The organism is Staphylococcus sp. 191 (assembly GCF_011174885.1).
Taxonomy (GTDB): domain Bacteria; phylum Bacillota; class Bacilli; order Staphylococcales; family Staphylococcaceae; genus Staphylococcus; species Staphylococcus coagulans.
Genome location: NZ_PNRJ01000003.1, coordinates 60,879 through 83,985, shown reverse-complemented (window position 1 = coordinate 83,985; position 23,107 = coordinate 60,879). Strand labels below are relative to the sequence as shown.

Annotated in this window: 17 protein-coding genes; 11 read left to right on the top strand and 6 right to left on the bottom strand. The window is 37.8% G+C overall.

The window, feature by feature from the left end; all coding sequences use genetic code 11:
- Positions 1–109 precede the first annotated feature (109 nt).
- Both C1H58_RS03550 and C1H58_RS03545 read right to left on the bottom strand, forming a co-directional pair.
- The gene (locus tag C1H58_RS03550; protein WP_165545356.1) at positions 110–2,992 is read right to left on the bottom strand and encodes a DEAD/DEAH box helicase; all 2,883 of its coding nucleotides are present in this window, start codon (positions 2,990–2,992) and stop codon (positions 110–112) included.
- On the bottom strand, positions 2,989–3,387 hold the full coding sequence (locus C1H58_RS03545) for a (deoxy)nucleoside triphosphate pyrophosphohydrolase (protein ID WP_165545355.1): 399 nt from the start codon (positions 3,385–3,387) through the stop codon (positions 2,989–2,991). The genes C1H58_RS03550 and C1H58_RS03545 overlap by 4 nt, the downstream gene beginning before the upstream one ends.
- Positions 3,388–3,615: 228 nt before the next feature.
- Between C1H58_RS03545 and C1H58_RS03540 the strand changes: the two genes are divergently transcribed.
- Positions 3,616–5,391 carry a purple acid phosphatase family protein gene (locus C1H58_RS03540; RefSeq protein ID WP_165545354.1) on the top strand — a complete coding sequence of 592 codons (1,776 nt, stop codon included), beginning with the start codon at positions 3,616–3,618 and terminating at the stop codon, positions 5,389–5,391.
- Positions 5,392–5,473: 82 nt separating this feature from the next.
- Complete coding sequence (locus C1H58_RS03535) at positions 5,474–6,139, top strand: hypothetical protein (RefSeq protein ID WP_165545353.1); 666 nt, start codon at positions 5,474–5,476, stop codon at positions 6,137–6,139.
- 239 nt (positions 6,140–6,378) lie between these two features.
- Here the strand turns inward: C1H58_RS03535 and C1H58_RS03530 are convergent, their stop codons facing one another.
- The 4 genes from C1H58_RS03530 to C1H58_RS03515 all read right to left on the bottom strand — a co-directional run bounded on the left by C1H58_RS03530 (position 6,379) and on the right by C1H58_RS03515 (position 11,585).
- On the bottom strand, positions 6,379–8,370 hold the full coding sequence (locus C1H58_RS03530; RefSeq protein WP_165545352.1) for a catalase: 1,992 nt from the start codon (positions 8,368–8,370) through the stop codon (positions 6,379–6,381).
- A 219-nt stretch (positions 8,371–8,589) separates the two neighbouring features.
- A complete protein-coding gene (locus tag C1H58_RS03525) occupies positions 8,590–9,588 on the bottom strand; it encodes a FecCD family ABC transporter permease (protein WP_165545351.1) in 999 nt (332 codons plus the stop codon).
- Positions 9,585–10,580 (bottom strand): FecCD family ABC transporter permease, encoded by a 996-nt coding sequence (locus tag C1H58_RS03520; RefSeq protein ID WP_165545350.1) that lies wholly within the window; start codon positions 10,578–10,580, stop codon positions 9,585–9,587. The genes C1H58_RS03525 and C1H58_RS03520 overlap by 4 nt, the downstream gene beginning before the upstream one ends.
- 24 nt (positions 10,581–10,604) lie before the next feature.
- Entirely contained in the window at positions 10,605–11,585 is a 981-nt protein-coding gene (locus C1H58_RS03515; protein ID WP_060829179.1) for an ABC transporter substrate-binding protein, read from the bottom strand.
- Positions 11,586–11,798: 213 nt separating this feature from the next.
- Here C1H58_RS03515 and sbnA point away from each other — a divergent pair, with 213 nt between their 5' ends.
- Genes sbnA through sbnI form a run of 9 tightly spaced genes read left to right on the top strand, consistent with a single transcriptional unit; the run spans position 11,799 to position 22,981 of the window.
- Entirely contained in the window at positions 11,799–12,782 is a 984-nt protein-coding gene (gene sbnA / locus C1H58_RS03510; protein WP_016425799.1) for a 2,3-diaminopropionate biosynthesis protein SbnA, read from the top strand.
- Positions 12,775–13,785 carry an N-[(2S)-2-amino-2-carboxyethyl]-L-glutamate dehydrogenase SbnB gene (gene sbnB, locus C1H58_RS03505; RefSeq protein ID WP_165545349.1) on the top strand — a complete coding sequence of 337 codons (1,011 nt, stop codon included), beginning with the start codon at positions 12,775–12,777 and terminating at the stop codon, positions 13,783–13,785. Before sbnA ends, sbnB begins: the two co-directional genes overlap by 8 nt.
- Before the next feature lie 28 nt (positions 13,786–13,813).
- Positions 13,814–15,565 carry a staphyloferrin B biosynthesis protein SbnC gene (gene sbnC, locus C1H58_RS03500; protein WP_347563067.1) on the top strand — a complete coding sequence of 584 codons (1,752 nt, stop codon included), beginning with the start codon at positions 13,814–13,816 and terminating at the stop codon, positions 15,563–15,565.
- Positions 15,558–16,817 (top strand): MFS transporter, encoded by a 1,260-nt coding sequence (locus tag C1H58_RS03495; RefSeq protein WP_165545347.1) that lies wholly within the window; start codon positions 15,558–15,560, stop codon positions 16,815–16,817. Before sbnC ends, C1H58_RS03495 begins: the two co-directional genes overlap by 8 nt.
- The gene (locus tag C1H58_RS03490) at positions 16,804–18,510 is read left to right on the top strand and encodes an IucA/IucC family protein (RefSeq protein WP_165545346.1); all 1,707 of its coding nucleotides are present in this window, start codon (positions 16,804–16,806) and stop codon (positions 18,508–18,510) included. The genes C1H58_RS03495 and C1H58_RS03490 overlap by 14 nt, the downstream gene beginning before the upstream one ends.
- Positions 18,503–20,245 carry a staphyloferrin B biosynthesis protein SbnF gene (gene sbnF / locus C1H58_RS03485; RefSeq protein ID WP_207554622.1) on the top strand — a complete coding sequence of 581 codons (1,743 nt, stop codon included), beginning with the start codon at positions 18,503–18,505 and terminating at the stop codon, positions 20,243–20,245. The genes C1H58_RS03490 and sbnF overlap by 8 nt, the downstream gene beginning before the upstream one ends.
- Before the next feature lies 1 nt (position 20,246).
- Positions 20,247–21,029, top strand: coding sequence for an aldolase/citrate lyase family protein (locus C1H58_RS03480; RefSeq protein ID WP_165545345.1), 783 nt, complete (start codon positions 20,247–20,249; stop codon positions 21,027–21,029).
- Positions 21,016–22,203 (top strand): type III PLP-dependent enzyme, encoded by a 1,188-nt coding sequence (locus tag C1H58_RS03475; protein ID WP_165545344.1) that lies wholly within the window; start codon positions 21,016–21,018, stop codon positions 22,201–22,203. The genes C1H58_RS03480 and C1H58_RS03475 overlap by 14 nt, the downstream gene beginning before the upstream one ends.
- Before the next feature lie 13 nt (positions 22,204–22,216).
- Positions 22,217–22,981, top strand: a complete 765-nt coding sequence (gene sbnI / locus C1H58_RS03470) for a bifunctional transcriptional regulator/O-phospho-L-serine synthase SbnI (protein ID WP_165545343.1) — start codon at positions 22,217–22,219, stop codon at positions 22,979–22,981.
- Positions 22,982–23,107 lie beyond the last annotated feature (126 nt).

Below are 23,107 nucleotides of genomic sequence, written 5' to 3'. Positions count from 1 at the left end.
CACAATAATAGTAGATGGCTAAATTGCGCATATGATTTCTAATGAGCGCAATCTAGCCATTATTAAAAGGGGCTAAAAAATAAGTTTAAACAGAATTTTGTCATGCTCCTTACGATTCAATAATATATCTATAAAGCGTATCTTTGATAGGGGTTTCCATGGATAATGTCATAGTAACAATCTGATCTTTATTAGCATTATCCATAGTCGTTTGTTGTACAGTTCCTTCTAGATAGTTTGCTTTTCCAAGATAATAAAATTCTTTGCCGTCAGCGGCATCCTCTTTCTTAACAAAGATATACATATCTACATGATTTTCTTTATGTGTTATTATTTTTTGTACTTCTGAAGATGCTAAAGTTCTTCTAGCCCTAGTGAACCATTTAAGTTCATCCGGGCTTAAAAAGGCATCTTCATATTTAGTTGTTTCACTAATATGATCTTGCTTATGATATGTGATAAAGATTGGCAAAGTGTTATGGCCAAATTTATAACCATTGATTGTATTTGATTCGTCTTTTGACCAGTTCAATAATTTAACAAAATCTTTTCTTGTGTATTTGTTATAAAGTAAGAGCCCGGTCTGATTTCCATGATGCGTTACATGATTATATTCAGCTAACTCAATAATATCATCTACATATCTTTTGAATTGTAAATTACTAAGTGAATTAGTAAAAGTGCTTGTTAATGAAACTTCGTCGTTTGAAATTTCAATAATTGGCTCACCATATACATTATGAATTGTGGAAATAAAGAAATGATAATCTAATATTTTTAATGTTGTTTGAACATCTTTTATAGTTACATTAGTATCTTCACGTTTAGCAATCTCGAAAAGCTCATCAACTTTTCGGGGTTTTTCAATAACTGCTTTTAAAATAATATGGTCGACCTTTTTCAAGCCCGGTGCTATTTCTCGAGATAGGAATGTCAAATTTTTCTTTTCATTAATAGTTAAATTGTCTTCAACTTTCTTGAATTTTACAAGAAAGTCATGATAATTTTTGTACGGGCTATCAGAGGAAAAAATCACCCGTGGATCTATTGAATTTTGCCAGATAAAGTCCATAAGTAAAGGGATTTTTCCGATTCTTTGTGCAACCTCGTTATATGCCTGTTTAATTACAGTTGCTGAACTTAACTTTGCTTGTTTAAGGGACTCATAAATTTTCTTTTCCGCAATTTCTTCAAAATTAATTGTCGAAACTCCTGTTAAGGCGGTATTATCTGTTAGAAACCTTCTATAATTATCTTTATTTTGTGAGGAATCACCAGATAAAGCGATAGGTATTAGGTAGTTCTTTTGATAATTACCAATAAAATCAATGACGGTGAGATACTCTTTGTTAACACTTTTACGTAATCCTCTACCTAGCTGCTGGATAAAGATGATACTGGATTCTGTTTCCCTTAGCATAACTATTTGATTGACCGAAGCGATATCAATGCCTTCATTAAATAAATTGACAGTAATAATGTAATAAATATCACCAGTTTCGAGTTGTGAAATCACCTGTTGTCTCTTAGTAGGATTATCTTTTCCAGTTAGTGCAACTGAAGCGATTCCGTTTATAGTTAATTTTTGAGCTAATATTTTTGCTTCTTCGGTATTACTAACAAATATAAGGCCCTTAAGTTCATCTCCAGAGTATCCGTAATACTGTGTTTTTTCTATAATATGTTTAACTCTTTCATCAGAAGTCAACTGTTTTAACTGTGTAAGATCTTCAGTTAAGCGGCCTTGATGCATATAATCAGTTACACCAAAATAATGGAAAGGACATAATATTTCACTTTCAAGTGCTTTCTGCAATCGAATTTCATAAGCAATATTGTAATCATACATTTCAAATATATTTAAGTCATCCGTTCTTTCAGGTGTTGCGGTCATACCTAAAATGAAATTAGGTGTGAAATAATTGAAAACTTTTTGATATGTTTCAGCTGCTGACCGATGCGCTTCATCATAAACAATATAGTCAAAGTGCGATGGGTTAAACTGCTTTAAGATATTGTCTTTTGATAATGTCTGTATTGTGGCAAACAAATATTTTGATTTAATATCCTTATGCTTACCTGTTAACAAACCGAATTCATGATCTTTAGCAAAAGGCATAACCTTTTTAAATTCCTCTATAGCTTTTATTAAAATCCCTTCGTTATGAACAATAAATAAAAATCTTTGTGGTTGATAGTTTCGAACATCTAAAGCACATAAAATGGTCTTTCCAGTACCTGTAGCAGAAATAATGAGCGCTTTGTTTTTTTCTTCTTTCCTTAGTTCAGCCAATGAATGTAGGGCTTCTTTTTGCATGAGGTTCGGTTGTATTTTAAGCGTTTGATCTAATTGATCTTTGATATTATTTTGTTCTTCTGTAAGTTGTATAGCATTTTTCAAAGAGCGCGAATCATATGTGCATGCATAATTTTCGATCCAAGCTTCTGTAAGGGGGACACTTTTATCCCATAATTCATCAAATTGCGCTTTTATATTATATACAAGATCACCGTTTTTCTGAGTTGATAGTAAAATATTATGCTTGTAATTAACTTTTAAAGCATTTGAAGTAAGGTTGGAGCTGCCTACTATCAGAGAAGCATAATGTTTCTGTTCAAAAACATAGCCTTTTGCATGAAATCCGTTAACATCAGTCAGTCTTACATCCACATTGCTAAGTTTTAGTAGTTCTTTATACATTTTGGGTGTATTAAAGCCTAAATAATTGGAAGTAATAATCTTACCTTTAATGCCTTTTTGATTTAAGTCATAAAGATATGATTTTAAACTTGCCAATCCACTTTCAGTAATAAAAGCAACAGAAAAGGTAAATGATTCACATTTGTATAATTCATTAATAATACTTGATAAAACGTTTTCTTCTTTATTATTAATCACTAGCTTTGGCATAAAATTTCCCTTGTGAGAAATTGTACGATCAATAAAGCCTTTGTGTAATGATTGATTAAAATCTTCTAGAAGGTGATTCATAATTGTTCCTCAGAGCTAATCAATTTTACCGCTGGGATATCTGCAGGTGCCCAATTGAGGGTTTCTAACTCATGAACATCTAACCACTTTATATTTTTATGCTCTGTCAAAGTTGGCATTGTATCTTTTAGTTTGCATCGGTATGTATGAAGATGAACAACACCAAAATCATATTCATGGGAGGTAGATGTTATTTTATCACCGACCTCTAAGTCGCATAACATTTCTTCTCTAATTTCTCTTTTTAACGCTTCAACTTCAGTTTCATTTTTTTCGATTTTCCCACCAGGAAATTCCCACATGAGAGGTAAACTCATATTTTCATTTCTTTGAGCGCAAAGCACTTTTTGATCTGAGAAAATAACAGCGCCTACAACCTCTATTTGTTTCTTCAAGTATAAGACCTCCAAAAACATCATATTTATTTATATTTTAACAAAATTTAGTTGATACAGTCACAAAATGTAAGATTTTGGGTCAATAAGTTGTAAAAAATACATCTATTTCCTCTTAATACAAACAGTAACGCAATTCTTATATTGTCTTAATAAAATTTACTTTAAATTAAAATGTGATTGCTAAGATGATATTGTACATAATAAAAAGACTGTGGGAGGTTCTTTATGAAAGGGTTTAAAAGAAAGTCATTCGTATTGAGTGCTGTGATGAGTGCAAGTATTATTGTAACGACGGTCGCACCAAGTCATGTAGATGCGAGCGCGAATAGCGGGGAAGGACAGTCACAAGAGAAGAAAATACAGTTACAACATCAGAAACCTAAAGTCGCTGACGTCCCGACGAATAATCACCCGAATCGTATCATTACGAACATCAATGGGAAAACAAAATCTGAAATGGGATTTAGTTGGTATACGACGGATGAATTTAAAGATGCCAAAGTTTGGGTTTCTCAATCGAAAGATTTTAAACATGCCAAAACTTTCAAAGCAAAATCTAAAAAGGTAAACTCTAAATATCTTGAAAGAGATAAAGCAGGTAACATTATTTTCAAGGATATTGAAAAGGATGATGAAGGTAAGCCAGTTAAGAAAAATGGGAAACCTAAAGTGAACGGTTATTATACGGATAAAAATGTAGGAGGGCCAGCTTGGACGAGTGGTGATCAACATGGGGAAACCGATTTAATCAGTAAACCAGAATATACGTATAAAGCAAAGGCGAAAAATTTAAAACCGAATACACAATATTATTATAAAGTGGGTAGCGAAAAAGGAAAGAAGAGTCAAGTCGGTACATTTAAAACGGGTGGAGACAAAGGCGATGCATTCAGCTTCATTCAATATACGGATACCCAAAACGCATTTTGGAATGAACACGTTAGAAATGAAGCGGCATTTGGTGCAGATACACTGAAAAATGCGATAAAAACAGCTGGAAATCCTAATTTTGCGTTACATACAGGTGATTTTGTTGAAACAGCGCAAGTAGAAGATGAATGGAAAGATTTATATGAAAAGTCACGTCCTTCATTTATGTCATTACCTGTCGTTGCGGCAGCGGGTAACCATGACGAATATGCATTGAATGAAGATGACGATAAATTGTTAGGTGCTTTTAATGAGCATGTGAATGTGCCTGAAGCAAACCATGCTGTAAATGGTGGTTCATACTATTCATTTGATTATAATGGCGCGCATATGGTCGTTGCGAATACAAATGATAATAAAAAATCTAAAGATAATCCAGATGAAAAAGCCATTGGAAAAACACAGATGAAATGGATTAAAAAAGATATTAAAAAAGCCCGACAAAATGGCGCGAAATGGATTATTTTGAATTTACACAAGCCAATGTACTCTAAATCTTACCATGCCCTTTCGGATAAAGATGTGAAAAAAATTAGAGATGAATTGACAAAGACGATAGATGATTTAGATGTGGATCTTGTGTTGCAAGGTCACGATCATGTATTGTCACGTACGTATCCTTTGGAACACACGTCGACTAAAAATAGTTTTGTGAATGCGAAAAAAGAGGATGCAAAACAATTTGTAGGTCAAGATCAAGTGACGTATTATGACCATCCTGAAGGTGCAGTCTATGTACTACCGAATACAGGTGGAACGAAAGAATATGATAGTATTTATGATCGTTCATTGGCACATATTAAAAAAGTAAGACCTGAGCTTTCATGGTTAGATCAAAAGAAATTAGCTCATTACAATAGTTTATTTAAAGTAGGTCAACAGCCGCAACAGACGGATGCATTTAATGATAAGCATGAAAATAATAGAGATTCTTCTAATCAAAACTTCTCTGTTTATGAAGTGAAAGGAAATCAACTCAAAGTGAAAATTTATCAATTAAGCGGTGACATTAGCAAAGGCGAACAACGTCATATTCAATTGGTAGATGAATTTGGAATTAGTAAAGACTAAGTAGAAATCTATCTGTATTTAAATGTCGCTTGTTGATGCGATGAGGCACAATGATTGCCTTGGAAAAGGAGCCGAAGTCTGTATGAGAGCACGTATGAAAGTGATGTGGATTCCGTTGTGTTGTATGGTCTTGCTCATGGGTTGTAGTCATAGCCAAGTAGACTCAAAAAGTGGCGCAAAGGATAAAGCTACAACTGCGGTTCAACAAAATCAACCGCAAGCGTCCAAATTTTCAGATGAAAAGAAAAAGAAAATCAAAGCGGAAGTCATTCAAAAGCTGTCCAAAATGGTAAAAGAAGACGGAAGGGCAGTCTCAAATCGTTATTTCAGTACAAGTAGTATTTCAACTGGTGACTGGTATGCGATGACAGATCAAGGTGCAATTCAAATTAATGATAATGGGAAGCCGGGACGTCAGCATTTTGATTTTCATGCGGTAACCGGTGCGGTGGTTTATACTTCTAAAGATAAAAAGACTGGATTTGATTCATCCGCTTCTGACTTATCGAATATTGAAGGTTATGGCAAGGTGGCAGATTTAAATCAACCCATCACTAAATATATTTTCACTGAAGAAGGTCAAGTTTATGAATATACCTTTAAAAATGGGAAGGACGTGACGCTTTCTTCAGGTTTTGCCCCAAAAGATCATAATGATAAAGATCCAAACTTGGCACCGAATGAACAGTTTAAGCGCACGCAAAATAAAGCATTAAGTTCGTTTTATCAACGCTGTCTTCAGAAATAATTCAATATGTTCGATTGATGAAACGGTTGGGACATCAATTCCGAAATGAATAGCGCTCAGATGATTTTTAATAGAAAATCATCTGAGTGTTATTTTGTTTATGATTAAACTTCGTATTGTATGACTTTGCTTTCCGAGAGGGCCTCCTCAGCCTTCTTTATTGTTAAAAAACAACAAAAAACTGTGCAGTCGGTGCGTTATGCACCGATATACACAGTTTAAAAGTACTTTATTTTAGTTTATCTGTCCCAGTATCTTGCTCTAGCGAAAGCTTCAACAATAACTTCAGGCTCATTAGAGATAAAGACACCTGACGCATGAATATTTATCTTTGAATGACCTAGTTTTTCTGATGCTGAGCGGTCGACAATGACAGGTTTATGATGTTTGTATGTGAGTTCAACAAATTCTTCAACTTCAGGTAATAAATCTGAGTCATCTGACAACACAAAGACACTATCAAAAAGTGTTGGGTGCGCGGTATCAAAGGTTTCAGTGATACCGAACTCTTCGCTAATGTTTTTAGGCTGTTTTCCTACAAAAGCATAATTGAGTTTGTTTTCAGTGAATGTTTTCGCAAAAGCTTTCAACGTTTCTTCACTGATATTGCCATTAATCAGAACAGCAACAGAATGGCCAGGCAATGGAATATCGAATTTTTCCATTGTGAGTTTACTATCTTTCGCGTCTGATTGTACTTCTTCATTTTCTTCAGGGACTTCGACACCTACATTCGCAGCGACACGTTCTGCTAATGTACGGTCAACTTTATTCAATTGATTAACCGCATTTTGTTTTACCATCACTGATTTACATTTACCTATTTCAAATGAAAAACCATCTACCGTATGGTCATATTCAGGCTGCGTCAAACTATTTAAGTAAAGTTTAGCTTGGCTGTAGTAGTCTTTGAAACTTTCACTACGTTTTTGAATTTTACGACCTTCAACTTTTTCTTGATAGTGTTCATAGCCACCTTCTTCTCTAGGTGTCGTATGGGGATCGTTATTGTTCAAAGCATTTTTGTGATAAGCCGTTTGACCAACATGAACATTCATTTGATGCATTGCATCTCTTTGATTGTTCGTCACTTCATTGACAGGGCGGTTGATTGGAATTTGGTTGAAGCTAGGACCCCCTAGTCTTGAAATTTGTGTATCGGTATATGAGAATAAACGGCCTTGTAAAAGAGGGTCGTTTGAAAAATCTATACCCGGTACAATGTGTCCAGGATGGAAGGCAGCTTGTTCCGTCTCATCAAATACATTCGATACATTTCGATTGAGAGTCATTTTTCCGACGATTTCGACAGGAACTTGATCTTCTGGCCATATTTTAGTTGGGTCAAGAATATCAAAATCAAAGTCAAATTCTTGCTCTGGTTTAATAATCTGAAGACCTAATTCCCATTCAGGGTAGTCGCCTTTTTCGATTGATTCATATAAATCTTTACGATGAAAGTCGATATCTTTACCTGATAAAATTTGGGCTTCGTCCCATACTAATGACTCTAAACCATGTGTAGGTTTCCAGTGGAATTTAACAAAGTAGGATTGGCCTTCACGATTGACTAAACGGAAAGTGTGTACGCCGAATCCTTCAATTTGTCTAAAGTTTTTAGGTATACCACGGTCACTCATTGCCCAAACTGCTGTATGTGTGGATTCGGGATTTTGAGCGAAGAAGTCCCAAAATGTATCATGTGCTGAGCCCCCTTGAGGGACTTCGTTGTGGGGTTCAGGTTTTACCGCATGGATTAAGTCTGGAAATTTAATTGCGTCTTGAATGAAGAAGACAGGGATGTCGTTTCCAACGAGATCGAAAATGCCTTCATCAGTGTAAAATTTCGTCGCAAAACCACGAACATCTCTGACAGTGTCAGGGGAACCTTTCGAACCTTGAACAGTTGAAAATCTTACAAACACTGGTGTTGTTTTTTCAGGATGAGTTAAAAAGTCTGCAGAAGTGTATTCAGATAAGTCTTTATAAACTTTGAATTCACCGTGAGCACCGAAACCACGGGCGTGGACAATTCTTTCTGGAATACGCTCATGATCAAAATGCATTATTTTTTCTCTAAAATGGAAGTCTTCGAGTAAGCTTGGACCACGTTCCCCCACGGTTAACGTATTTTCATCCTCACTTATTTTAACCCCATTATTCGTCGTCATGGCTTTTCCTTCATTGTGCTTTTCTACATGTTTTAGTTGATCTGTCTTTTTGTTTCCCATTTCAACTCTCCTCACATATTAAAATTAACTTACACTTACTCTCTTTTCCATTTTTAGTGAAATATGAAACATTTTGTTTGAATAAAAACGGAGAACATAAAAGATTGTATACGAATAATTTTAAGCGAGTAGAGAAGATTGAAAAAAAGGGAATGAAATGAAGAAATCAATTCGATTTCATGTTCCACTCCCATCGGATGAAGCAATGAATTAGGTCAATTAAAATTTTTTTACGGTTAGTAATAGGTAAATGAAAAACGGTGCACCGAAGCTGGCGATGAAGACACCTGCCGGTATTTCTTTCGGTAAAAAGAGTGTCCGTCCGACGAAATCTGCGACCAATATTGAAATAGCACCTATCAGCGCAGACATCAGTATTTGTTTAAACGCGCTTTGTTTAATCAGTGTTTTAGCAATGTGAGGGGCAATCAAACCAACAAAACCAATGTTACCGACAAAACTGATCGCAACAGAAACAAGCACGGTAGAGATGATGATTTGGATAAGACGTGTTTGGGTTAAGTTAAGTCCTAAGCCAATGCTAATAGCATCGTCTAATGCGGCCACTTTCATTCTTGGAATAATGAGAGCCAACAATGGCACCATACATAATAGAACGATGAATAAAACGGCAGCATCTTGGAAAGTTCCCCCGTAAAGACTCCCAACGAGCCATGTATAGGCTTTAGATGCTGACAATTGCTTGGCTGTCAGCATTAAGCCTTGTACGAGTGCAATAAAGAGTGTTTGAAGCGCAATCCCAATAATAATCAATGTAGAGGGACGAATCGTACGCTTAACCTGAAAGGACAACAATATTAACATACCAATGGCACCACCACTGACAGCAAATACGGGTAACCAGTGAATACTCAAGCTACTGAAAAATGTAATAAAAAAGACAGCACTTAAACTTGCACCCCCTGTGATACCGATAATGTCAGGAGAGGCGATTGGGTTTTTTAAGACATTTTGTAGTAATAAACCACTGATACCAAATGCAGTTCCGGCTAAAATGGCTAATATAATACGAGGTAACCGAAGCACTTCTAGCGTAAATTGGTTAGCACTTTCTGATGGATGAATCAAATATGCGATGACCTCTGATAACGGAATATATGTCGGCCCAATCATCATACTTAAAAGTACAAGAACGATTAGCACAACGGTAATGCCAAACAGAAGAAAGGTTTCTTTCAGTTTTAATGTTGAATTCATAGGCGATAGATTCCTTTCCGCATAAGATAAATCAATACACTTGCGCCAATGACAGCTGTGACAACACCGACCGGCAGTTCTAACGGGCGAATAATCATTCTCGCAACAATATCAGAAATCATCATTAAACAAGCACCGACGATAGCCGAGTGAGGTATTAAATATTTATAGTTTGGTGGTAATAGCGCTTTACTAATATTTGGGACAATCAATCCAATAAATGCGATAGAACCCGCTAAGGCTACAGATAGGCCAGCAAGGGAACTGATTAAAAGTATCAATAGCCACTTTGTCGCTTTTATGTTTTGACCTAATCCAGTCGCGATCTCATCACTTGTCATCAAGATATTAATGCGTGAAGACATACAATAAGCAATACATATGAGAACGATAAGGAAGGGGATAATCCATTTAATCTCCCAAATATTACGCAGTGAAACGGAACCTGCAAGCCAAAATAGAAAGCCTTGTAAATTGGTTTCACTCATGATTAATATGCCTTGTGTAAAGGCGGTAAAAAGCATTGCGATAGAGGCACCTGCTAAAATCACACGCTGTGGTGAAAATTGCGTTTGTCGAAACATTCCTAGAGCAACGACTAAAAACGTGACAAGCATTGCGCCAATAAATGCAATCACAATTAATGCTTCAAATGAACTTACTTGAATAAACGTAATGCTAAATACGATAAAAAAAACAGCACCTGCATTAACACCAAAAAGTCCTGGAGATGCAACTGGATTTCGTGTGAGGACTTGCATTAAAAGTCCTGAGACGGATAAAGCAGCGCCTGTCAGTAGTGCAATGAGTGTGCGAGAGGCACGAGCGCCTGTAATCAGTGTATGTATATCGTTGTTTCTGTCAAAGTGGAAGAACGCCTGTATCAACTGTGGTAGTGATACAAGCGTATTCCCAAGCATTAAACTCAGCACGGTTACAACGATAAGACATAAACCTGCAATCAAAAGATGTTGCGGAGGTTTAAGTGACATAGTGTAACTCCTTATTTCATGACATTATTTTTTAATGTCTAATTTTTCGTATAAGTCATCGATTAATTTTAATGATGATTGATAACCACCTGCTAAATTCCAAGTGATTTCGTCGACGTTTTTAGCAACGTGTCCTTTTTTAACAGCGTCTAGGTTTTTCCATTCATTGCTTGAAGTCCACTCGTCTTCTGTTTGTTTAACGAGTTTAGCATCTTTTGCAGTAGGATCAGATTTGAAAACGAAAATTTGATCTGCATCCATTAAAGGAATACTCTCTTTAGATGTTAATTGAATAATGTCTTTTCCTTTATCAACTTCTTTTTGTTGCGCTTCTGGGCGTTTGAAACCTAAGTCGTGTAAAATATCGCCTGCATAACCACTTGCATAAATACGAGTATGGTCAGCACGGAAGTTCACAACTGAAGCAGAAAGTGGCCATTTGTCACCATATTTCGCTTCTGCATCTTTCTTAAACTTCGCTACTTTATCATCATATTTTTTCAGTAATGCATCTGCTTCTTTTTCTTTACCTAAAGCTTTACCCATCATTTCTGTCGTGTCTTTAAATTTATAAACAGTGTCTTGAGAAATTGTAGGGGCGATTTTTGAAAGTTGGTCGTAAACTTTTTCATTACGCACTTTTGAAGCAACAATCAAATCAGGTTTTAACTTCGCAATTTCTTCTAAATTCGGTGCAGGTTCTTGACCTACAATCTTTGTATCTTTTAAATCATCTTTCAAATAATCATATTTAGGTTGTTGTGCCCATGATTCTACAGCACCAACGGGTTTAACACCTAAAGCAACGGCAACATCAGTTGCACCTTGGTATAACGTAACGACTCTTTTAGGTTCACCTTTAATTTCAGTCGTACCTAAAGCATGTTTAATTGTCACCGCATCGTTCTCTTTTTTCTCTGTCTCTTTTTGAGAATCATTGCCACATGCGGCTAACACAAGAATGAAAGCAAGCGCCATCATAAAGACCTTAAATGTATTCTTCATAAGTTGTCGGAATCCTCCTCCTATATTATGACAATGAGAATCATTATCAATTGTAGTATGTATGAAAGTTATCTTTAAGTCAATACAATTTTTTAAAAAAAAGAAAATATATAAATGTTTGACATGAATATTTTGAGAAAATATAATACAGCCTATCGATAATGATAATCATTATCAATTGAATCACACAATATAATTTTAGGAGGAATGTTTTTGTTTAATAAAGCTGAACCGCACCAAGATACATTACTGTCTTGTATTGGCAATACACCGATGGTACAACTTCAAAAAATGTTTCCGGAACATGATGTGTTTGCCAAATTGGAGTATATGAATCCTGGTGGAAGTATGAAAGATAGACCGGCCAAATACATTATTGAACATGGATTAGAAACAGGACGCATTGATTCGTCCACACACTTAATCGAAAGCACTTCTGGAAATCTCGGCATTGCTTTAGCCATGATTGCCAAGATTAAAGGCTTAAAGTTAACGTGTGTCGTTGATCCTAAAATTTCACCCATTAATTTAAAAATTATCCAAAGTTATGGTGCAAATATAGATATGGTTGATGAACCAGATGAACACGGTGGTTATTTAATCACGCGTATTAAGAGAGTAAAGGCGCTGTTGCAACAAGATGACAATGCCTACTGGATCAATCAATATGCGAATGAGTTGAATTGGAAAGCGCACTATCATGGGGCAGGAAGTGAAATTGTTGCCGCTATGGATAGACCCATTGATTACTTTGTGGCGCCTGTCAGTACGACAGGAAGCATTATGGGGATGAGTCGAAAAATAAAAGCCCATCATCCGAACGCGCAAATTATCGCTGTCGATGCGAAAGGCTCTGTTATTTTTGGTGACACGCCATGTCATCGAGAGCTACCGGGTATCGGTGCCAGTCGCGTACCCGAAATTCTTAATCACGCAGAGATTGATGATGTCATTCATGTCGATGATTATGATTCAGCGCTCGGATGCCAGCAGTTAGTCAATGAAGAAGGCATTTTTGCAGGAGGCTCGACAGGTTCAGTCGTTTCTGCGATTGCACAGTTGACGCAACGCATAGAACCGCGCAAAACAATTGTGACGATTTTTCCAGATAGAGGCGATCGTTATTTAGATTTAGTTTATTCAGAACAATGGTTAGAACAATTAAAACATAAGAAGGAGCACATCACGCATGAATAACGAATTATTATATTTAAATCGTACAGATATCCAAAACTTAGGAGGCGATCACTCACAAATCTATGTTGATGCATTGACAGAAGCACTCACTGCGCATGCCCATGAAGATTTTGTCCAGCCTTTAAAGCCTTACTTAAGACAAAATACAGAGAACGGCCATATTGCTGACCGTATTATCGCGATGCCAAGTCATATTGGCGGCGACCTTTCAATTTCTGGGATTAAATGGATTGGTAGTAAGCATGACAATCCGTCAAAACGTCAAAAAGAACGTGCAAGTGCGGTTATTATTCTTAATGACCCTGAAACGAACTATCCTATCGCAGTGATGGAAGCAAGTTTGATTAGTAGTATGCGTACGGCTGCCGTTTCCGCTATTGCCACAAAATATTTAGCTAAGCCTGGTTTTAAAGATTTAACAATCATTGGATGTGGCTTAATTGGAGATAAGCAGCTCCAAACGATGCTTGAACAATTTGAAAGTATTCGCAATGTATACATATATGATCATTTTGACAAAGCAGCGATTCAATTTATCGAGAAATGGGAAGCATTGCGTCCGGATATTACATTTATTAAAGCTGAAACAGCTAAAGAAGCGGTCATGCAAGGTGAAGTGATTATTCCATGTACAGTGACGGATCAACCTTACATTGAATATGAATGGCTTCAAAAAGGTGCATTTATTAGTAATATTTCGATTATGGATGTACAAAAAGACGTATTTGCTAAAGCAGATAAAGTCGTTGTCGATGACTGGTCACAATGTAATCGCGAGAAGAAAACAATCAATCAACTTGTTTTAGAAGGTAAATTTAGTAAAGATAAACTTCATGCTGAATTAGGACAGCTTGTGACAGGTGAAGTTGTAGGAAGAGAAAATGATGAAGAAATCATTTTATTAAATCCAATGGGTATGGCGATTGAAGATATTGCAAGTGCGTATTTCATTTATCGAGAAGCAAAAGCACAAAATATTGGAACATCATTGAGTTTATATTAAGGGGTGTTCACTCATGAATGTGCAAAAAATACGAAATAACGAAGCGCTTGCGCAACAAACGATTTTAAAAGATTTGGTAGATGCGCTTTTATTCGAAGATATCGGTGGATTAGCGTCTAAGAGTGAGGTTGTGATGCATGGTCATCAATTGTTTTTACATTATGGCACAACGGAAAGGTACTTAAGCATTCCTGTTTATATGAGTGGGTTAAATCTGTTTCGTTATGCGCCGAGTGCTGTCCTACTCTGTCAGCATGGTCAAGAAAAAACATTGCATGCTGTTGAATTATGGGAGCAAATCGTCGAAATGAATCCATCAGAAGCAGAAGCGTGGGAATGGCGACGCTTTAGACAAGGATTACAAGACGCTGTACAACAATTAACAGGACAACTGAAGGGCATGAACTTGTCTGACCATCCATTTATTAGAGCCGAGCAATTAGCGAGTTTTAAAGATCGCCCGTTTCATCCTATCGCGAAGGAAAAGCGTGGATTTCGCGTAAGTGACTATGAAAAGTATCAGTCAGAATTTCATCAACCGATCGCACTGAATACGGTAGCGGTTCATAAAGACTTCGTATTAAATGGTCAAAAAGCAGATGCCCAACGTTATCAGGATTATTTTGGTGCAACGTTAGACCCATGCAAAGCAGAACTTCAAGAGAGAGGTCTATTAGAGACAGCGTATATGATCTTTCCAGTTCATCCATGGCAGTATGAACATGTACTTCCTGTTGAATTCGAAGCTGAAATAGAAGCACAACAAGTGGTGCGCTTAAAGCATACGTTTGGACGTTATTTATCCTCTTCTTCTATGAGAACGCTCATTAATCTGGAACAACCGTTTGAACATTTGAAAGTGCCACTATCCATTCAATCTTTAGGGGCACTTCGATTAACACCGACACGTTATATGAAGAATGGCGAAGTAGCTGAACAATTATTACACACGTTGATTCAACAAGATGAGCGACTCAAAGGTCATGTATGGCCATGTGATGAGACGGCATGGTGGTCCTATTTATCGGCAGACGGTGATATTTTCAAAGATCAGTTAGGACATTTGACGATGCAATTCAGACAATATCCTGAAGCGATTAAAAAAGATGTCGGGCAACAGTTGGTTTCAATGGCAGCTCTTGCAGCACACGATGATTCACTGTACCGCATGATTTTAAGTCAGCCTCATGGGTCACTCACACAGGCACAAATCACGGATTTATTTGAAGCTATTACGTCGTCATTTTTAGAGATGACATGTTCATTTATGAAGTCGGGCGCCTTACCTGAACTTCATGGACAAAATGTACTGATTGCATTTAAAGATGGCAAAGTTTCAAGTTTCGTTTTACGTGATCACGATACGGTACGCATCTATCCGAAATGGTTAAAACAGCAACACATTGAGGTGCCTCAGTATACCGTACGTAAAGATACACCGAACACGCTCATCAATGAAACGCTAGAAGATTTCTTTGCTTATTTCCAAACGTTAGCGGTCAGTGTTAATTTGTACGCCATTATTGATGCGTTAGTCCAAGTCTTTGATATTGCAGAACATGATTTAATGACTATTTTACGCAATCAATTAACATATTGGGTTTCTACGATAGAATGGTTGCCTGAAGATAAAGAGAAAGTCGAAGCTATTTTACTTGAGCAACAGACATGGCCGTTTAAACGCATTATATTGCCACTGTTATTGCAAAAAGAATCGGGTGGAGGGAGTATGCCTTCCAGTTTAGGTCGTGTGCCCAATCCTATGATGAAACATGAATAGTGAGAAAATTTGGAAAACCAACTTTAGAATGTTGTGGATGAGCCAGTTTATTTCCATAGCAGGGTTAACGGTATTAGTGCCTTTATTACCTATTTATATGGCGTCACTGCAAGATTTGAGTGTCGTAGAGATTCAGTTTTGGAGTGGTATTGCCATTGCTGCACCGGCCATTACAACAATGATTTCCTCTCCATTATGGGGCAAGCTCGGTGACAAAATCAGTCGAAAATGGATGGTTTTACGTGCACTTTTCGGATTAGGTATGTGCTTATTATTAATGGGATTCTGTCAAACCCCTTTACAATTTGTCATTGTGAGATTGTTACAAGGTGTTTTTGGTGGTGTCGTTGATGCATCAAGTGCTTTCGCAAGTAGTGAAGCACCACCGGAGAAGCGGGGCGCCGTGTTAGGCAAATTGCAAAGCTCTGTCAGTGCAGGATCATTGATAGGGCCCCTCATCGGGGGTGTGCTTGCGACGCTTCTCGGATTCCAAGTGTTATTAATAGGTATCGCCATATTCACTTTTGTTATTTGTGTGTTAGGTGTCTTCTTACTCAAAGAAACTGCACACATCGCTATAACGTCAGCGCAAAAGGTTCAGACGAGTGTACGCCGTTCCATTCAATGTTTATTGTCATCCAAAGTGACGTCTCGTTTCATCGTTGTAGGCATTTTAGCAAACTTTGCGATGTACGGCATGTTGACAGCATTAGCACCTTTAACATCAGAAGTGAATCAAACAGCTGTCGATCATCGCGCCGTCGTCGGTTTCTTGCAGTCTGCTTTTTGGACGGCTTCAATGATGAGTGCACCGTTATGGGGTTATTTTAATGATCGTTCCTATGTCAAAAGTGTTTATGTCACTGCGAGTGTTTTATGCGGTTTGAGTGTTGTCTTACAAGGCATTTCACCAAACGTATGGATACTCGGAATCACGCGTATTTTGCAGGGCCTCACATATAGCGCACTCATTCAAAGTGTAATGTTTGTCGTCGTTAATGCGAGTGATCAACGTTTGAAAGGGACTTTTGTAGGTTCGACGAATAGTTTGCTCGTGTTAGGACAGGTGTTAGGTAGTTTAGGTGGCGCCGCGATTACAAGTTATACGCAACCAAGTATGACCTTTATTGTCATGGGCTGTGTTTTTATAATGAGCAGTTTAGTTTTATGCTCATCACATATTAAAAATCAGAAAGTCGATTTGACTTTAATGAAACTATGGGAGGCAAAGGAAAAACGTGCAAAAGCATAATACAAAAAACATCGCAACGCATGCTGCATTAGAAAGAATATTGAATGTCTATTTTCGAGAAAATGGACAGTACCGGGAGTCTGACCCTTCTCATCAATGGACAATTCAACTGAATGAGGCGCGTAAATTGATGGGACAATTCAGTTACTGGTCACCGATGGGGCATCATATGTATGACAATCACATCACATTACACGAAGGTGATACAGTATCGCAACTGACACCAGTGGAAGGGATCCATCTTATTTTAGAAAAAATGGTGGATGAGACGGATGAAGACCAAAGTGAAATCAAACAGCGTTTGGAAGCAGTGCAAACTGATATTGATAATAGTATTGAACGGACAGCTTGCTATTTAGCCTTTCGTGAGTCTCAACATCATGAAACGCGTTACATTCAATCAGAACAGTCGCTCTATTTAGGTCATCCTTTTCATCCTACGCCTAAAAGTGCGACAGGATTTTCACAAGCAGACATTCAAGCATATGCGCCAGAGTGTCATGTGTCATTCCGATTATTTTATATTGCAGTCCACCAATCATTGCTACTTGAACGTTATGTAACAGGACATCAGTCAGGGGTGGATACGAAATTACATCAGTTGTCTAAAATTCCTAAATCAGACATCGGCAAAGACTTCAAATTACTTGCTGTGCACCCTTTCCAAATTGATATTTTGAAACAAAGTGGACTGTTCAAAGTATGGTGTGCAAAAGGGTTAGTCCGTGTTTATGGACCATGTGGTGATGAAGTTTATCCGACTTCCTCTGTGCGCACAGTTTTTGCGAAACATTTGAACTTTTATTTGAAGCTACCGATTCAAGTGAAAATTACTAATTTTGTAAGAACCAATGACTTCGAACAAATTGAACGTACATTAGATGCCGCAGAAATCATCGCAACAGTTAAACGTTCTTATGAAACTGCAGCCTTTAAGCTGATGTTTGAAGAAGGTTATCGCGCTTTTAAAGTAGATTCGCAAGCCGACAGTCATCTTTTAGAAAATAGCGCCATGATTGTAAGAGAAGGTATTGAAAGTTATCAAACCGAGCAAGATATTCACGTGCTTGCGAGTTTAGTAGAAACGTTACCAGATAATGCGACATCGTTATTAAGTCTGCGTATTGAACAGAGTGGATTTACGAGTGAAGCGTGGCTTGCTGATTACTTAAATATGACGTTACGACCAATGTTGAAACTGTTCTCAGAAACAGGGATTAGTTTAGAAGCGCATGTTCAAAATACACTGATTGCATTAAAACAGGGGAGTCCGCATACGTGTTATGTCAGAGACTTAGAAGGTATTTGTGTATCACGTGAACTTGCACAACAAGCGAATATTATTCCTAATATTGTTCACGAAGAGAGTCCAGTAGTCTTACCACATCAAGAAGCATGGCATCGCTTTAAATATTATATTATTGTCAATCAGCTTGGACATCTCATTTCAACGATAGGAAAAGGATACCGTAATGAATCACAACTTTGGTCTGTAGTGCGCCAACAGTTAGTCCAGTGGCAAGCTAGTGGTAATGAAGTGATGCAAGCGTGTATTCAAGATTTATGTGACACACCATTTTTTGAAGCGAAAGCGAACTTAACAAGTAAATTGAAAGATTGTGGCGAAAATCCAATTTACATCGACATACCGAATCCGATTTTTATGGAAAAGGAGGATCAACTCATTGGATAGTATCGTACAAAAAGTAAGAACACGCATTATGAACCAACTGATAACGTCATTAATTTATGAAGATGTCGTACAGTATGACGTTGCATCGTTTAAAGACTACGATCGTTACACCCTTAAAGGAACGGATGTCAGCTATCAGGTTGATATTCAAGCTTCATTGAGTTTTGGGCGCTTAACGGTTGTTTCTCCTGTATGGTTGCGTCATGCAGAAGGTCAAACGGAAACGCTAGATTATGTGACACTGTTAAGAACAGTTGAATTTACATTCGAAAAAGATGAAGCAAAATTAGAGCACTTCATCATTGAATTGCTACAAACCGAGCTTAAAGACATCCAAGCTTGGCGTTATCGCAAGGCACATCCCGTTGAAAAGCTCGTCACTTATGATGACTATGAAGCTTATGCGATGGATGGACACATGTATCATCCGAGCTACAAATCACGTTTAGGTTTTAGCTTAAAAGATAACGCGACATATGGCCCAGATTTTCGACCTGCATTTCAACTACATTGGGTGGCTGTAGATAAACATAATATAGAAGAAACTATTTCACAGTCGATAGAAGTGAGTCAGCTGTTACAAGCGCAACTGGGGTCTGATACTTATACGCAATTTGTGGAAACGATTCAATCTCATGGCAAAGACGTTGACGATGTCGCCATCCTACCCGTTCACCCATGGCAATTTGAACGTGTCATAGAAGTCGAATTTGCGGAGGCGAAATGGCAAGGCGAATTGTTGTACTTAGGAATATCAGAAGAAAAGTACACGCCGCAACAATCTATTCGTACATTAACGCCACAACAACCGGAGCGTTACTACTTAAAAGTACCGATGAGCTTGACGAATACATCGACAAAACGCATCTTAGCACCACATACGATTGAAAATGCAGCACAGATTACGGATTGGATAAAAAAAATTCAAGCGCACGATGTTTATTTAGCAGAAACTTTAAAAACAGTCTTTTTAGGCGAAGTATTGGGTCAAGCCTATTTGAATAAACAGGCAACAGAGACCAAGCAAGCGCACGTATACGGCGCGCTTGGAGTGATATGGAGAGAAAATATTCACAACTACCTTGAACCAAAAGAGTCTGCGATACCATTTAATGCACTTTACGTTTTAGATACACAACAGCAACCGCTCATCCAAACTTGGATTGCGCAATATGGCTTAGAAGCATGGTTAGAGCAATTTTTCAAAGTTGCGATTGAGCCGATGATTCACATGCTTTACTATCACGGCATCGCTTTTGAATCGCATGCGCAAAACATGATGCTTATTCATGAAGATGGATGGCCAACACGCATTGCATTAAAAGACTTTCATGATGGTGTTCGCTTTAAACGTGCGTTACTTAGTGATATTGCACAAGATCCAAAGTTAAAAGAGATGCCAGAGTCGCATAAAAAGATTAATAGTAATTCATTTATTGAAACAGAAGATGAAGCATTAGTCAGAGACTTTTTGCATGATGCCTTTTTCTTTATCAATATCGCTGAAATCGTACGGTTTATCAATGCCCAATATCAGCTAGAGGAACGCAAACAATGGGAGATGATTGCACAAGTCATCAAAACGTATCAAAATCATTTTCCAAATCTTCAAAATTATGCGCATTTTGATTTGTTTGAACCGACCATTCAAGTTGAAAAATTGACGACACGGCGTTTGAGAGATGATTCGGAAATGCGTATTCATCACGTGAATAATCCGTTAGGAGGCGTATAAAGTGCAACGTTTATCAGTGAAGACAAGATTGGCCCAAACAGAGGCATTGTATGGCTTGTTTAATTCCATTCCTGACCCGTTAATGATTGAAATCATGGCGGCGAGTGGCTTTGACTTTGTCATTATTGATACGGAACATGTCGCGATTAATGATGAGACATTAGCGCATTTGATACGGACAGCTGAAGCGGCGCATATCATTCCAATTGTGCGAGTCACACAAGCGATTGAACGTGACATTATTAAAGTATTAGATATGGGCGCAAGAGGTATCATTGTGCCTCATGTTAAAGATAAGCAAACTGCTGAACAAGTGGTGAAGTTGAGTCGTTATTACCCGCAAGGTATGAGAAGTTTGAATGGCGGGCGCATAGCACAATTCGGCGAGATTCCACTTGATGAAGCCATGAAGCAAGCGAATGCACATATTATGGTCATAGTCATGATTGAAGATATCGAAGGTGTAGAAGCGATTGAAGACATCGTACAAGTCGACGGTATCGATATGATTATCGAAGGCGCTGCTGATTTATCTCAATCTGTAGGATTGCCTTGGCAAACAACGCATCCAACAGTACGGGATCATATTACGCGTGTATTTGAAGCGACACAAGCCCACGATAAGCTATTTTGTGCATTGCCAAGAACGCAAGCCCATATTAAAGAATGGCAACACAAAGGCGTGAAAATGTTTGTTTTAGGTGACGACCGCGGTAAAATTTATCGTCATTTTAAACAGACTGTTGGAGAAATCAAAGAGGTGAACATAGATGGAGAAAATTAACGAGACGATTGCGACGATACAGGTGGATGCTTCGGTTTGTCATTATATTTATGATATGGATGCTTTAGCAGCACATGTCCAAGCTTGCGTGCAGTCTTTACCTGAAAATTGTGAGATGTACTATGCAATGAAAGCGAATAGTGAAGCACCGATTTTAAGTGCGATGTCTCAATATGTTGCTGGTTTTGAAGTGGCTTCTCAAGGTGAGATTGAAAAGGCACAAGCTCACGTAGCATCCAACCATATCATTTTTGGTGGCCCTGGAAAAACAGATGCCGAATTACGGTATGCTGTCCAATCTGGAGTGCGTCGTATTCATGTTGAGAGCCTCTATGAACTCCAACGACTTAATGCCATATTAGAAGAAGAAAATCGTCAACAGTCTATTCTATTAAGAGCCAACTTGTCTGGACCTTTCCCAGAAGCGACATTACATATGGCTGGGCGCCCGACACAGTTCGGTATTTCAGAAGAGGACATAGATACGGTTATCCAAAAAGCACTCGCTTTACCGCATATTCATTTAGAGGGCTTTCATTTTCATTCTATCTCGAATAATTTAGATGCCGAATTACACTTGCGTGTGATGGCACTCTATTTCCAAAAAGCGAAATCTTGGGCAGAGAAACATCAGTTTGAACTCCAACATCTCAACTTGGGTGGTGGCATTGGTGTCAACTATCAGGATTTAAACGCCCAATTCGATTGGCCTCATTTTGTCGCAGGGTTTAAAGCGGTTATAGAAGTTTATGAGATGCAAGATGTCACATTGAATTTTGAATGTGGTCGCTATCTGGTCGCACATATCGGTTATTATGCGACAGAAGTTTTAGATATTAAGAAGGTCCATCAAGAATGGTTTGTCATTTTAAAAGGTGGCACACAGCAGTTTCGACTTCCCGTTTCATGGCAACATAACCATCCATTTGAGGTCTATACCTCTCCATTGGAACTTTACGCTTTTGAAAAGGTAAATCTAATAAATGATGCTGCGACATTAGTCGGTCAACTGTGCACACCTAAAGATGTTTTTGCGAAACAAGTGGACATCACAGAAATCGCGACTGGAGATGTCGTCGTTTTCCAATATGCCGGCGCATATGGTTGGTCCATCTCACATCATGATTTTCTGAGTCATCCACATCCTGAATTTATATATTTATCTCAACATTAAAGGGGGGATCATATTGAAAGACTTACATGAATCACTCAAATTAATAGATGTCGATCAAATTGACATTCATGAGACGTATGAACCTTCGCGCTTAGAGAAAACAAAAGAGAGTATTGAAGCGGATCAGTTTATCCGTCATCCCATTTTAGTCGTTCCAATGAATCAAGGACGTTATATGGTGATTGATGGTGTTCATCGCTTTACAAGTTTGAAAGCATTAGGCTGTAAAGTGATTCCCGTTCAAGTGATTCACCAAGCTCAATATTCTATAGAAGCGTGGTGTCACAAAGTACCATGTGATCAACTCACGTCCATTCTAAGTGCGGAATCCGATTTGCCTTGGACAACCGAAATTCGTTATACGACACCATTTATTACTATGTGTTATGAAGATATCGAGCAATACTTATATCCTGAAGATTTGAGCACGAATAAAATGAATGTCTGGGAAAAGGTTGTAGAGAGTTATAGTTCGACTTGCCAAGTAGAGCGTGTTTTACAGGATGCATGTACATGTATCACACCTCGGGAAATCTTGATGAAATATCAGCCGCTACAGTTTAGTGAAATTGAAGCCATTGTCCGTAAAGGTAAAACAGTCCCTGCAGGCGTCACACGTTTTAACATTGCGGGACGATGTTTGAATCTACAAGTCCCTTTGAAGTTACTTAAAGAAAAATACAGTGCGTCACAACTGAAAGCGTGGCAACAATTCTTACATGATAAGGTCACACATATGCGTTGCTATAACGAAAAAGTCTATTTGATAGAGTCTTAATCTGTATAGGTAAATTAACTACAGTGAGCTGAAGGTCAAAATTCGAGTAAGCTGTAGGGCACTTTACGTATAGAAAATAATAAAATCTGCCTTTTTTAGTTCACTCAGCGTATATTTGACAAGCGA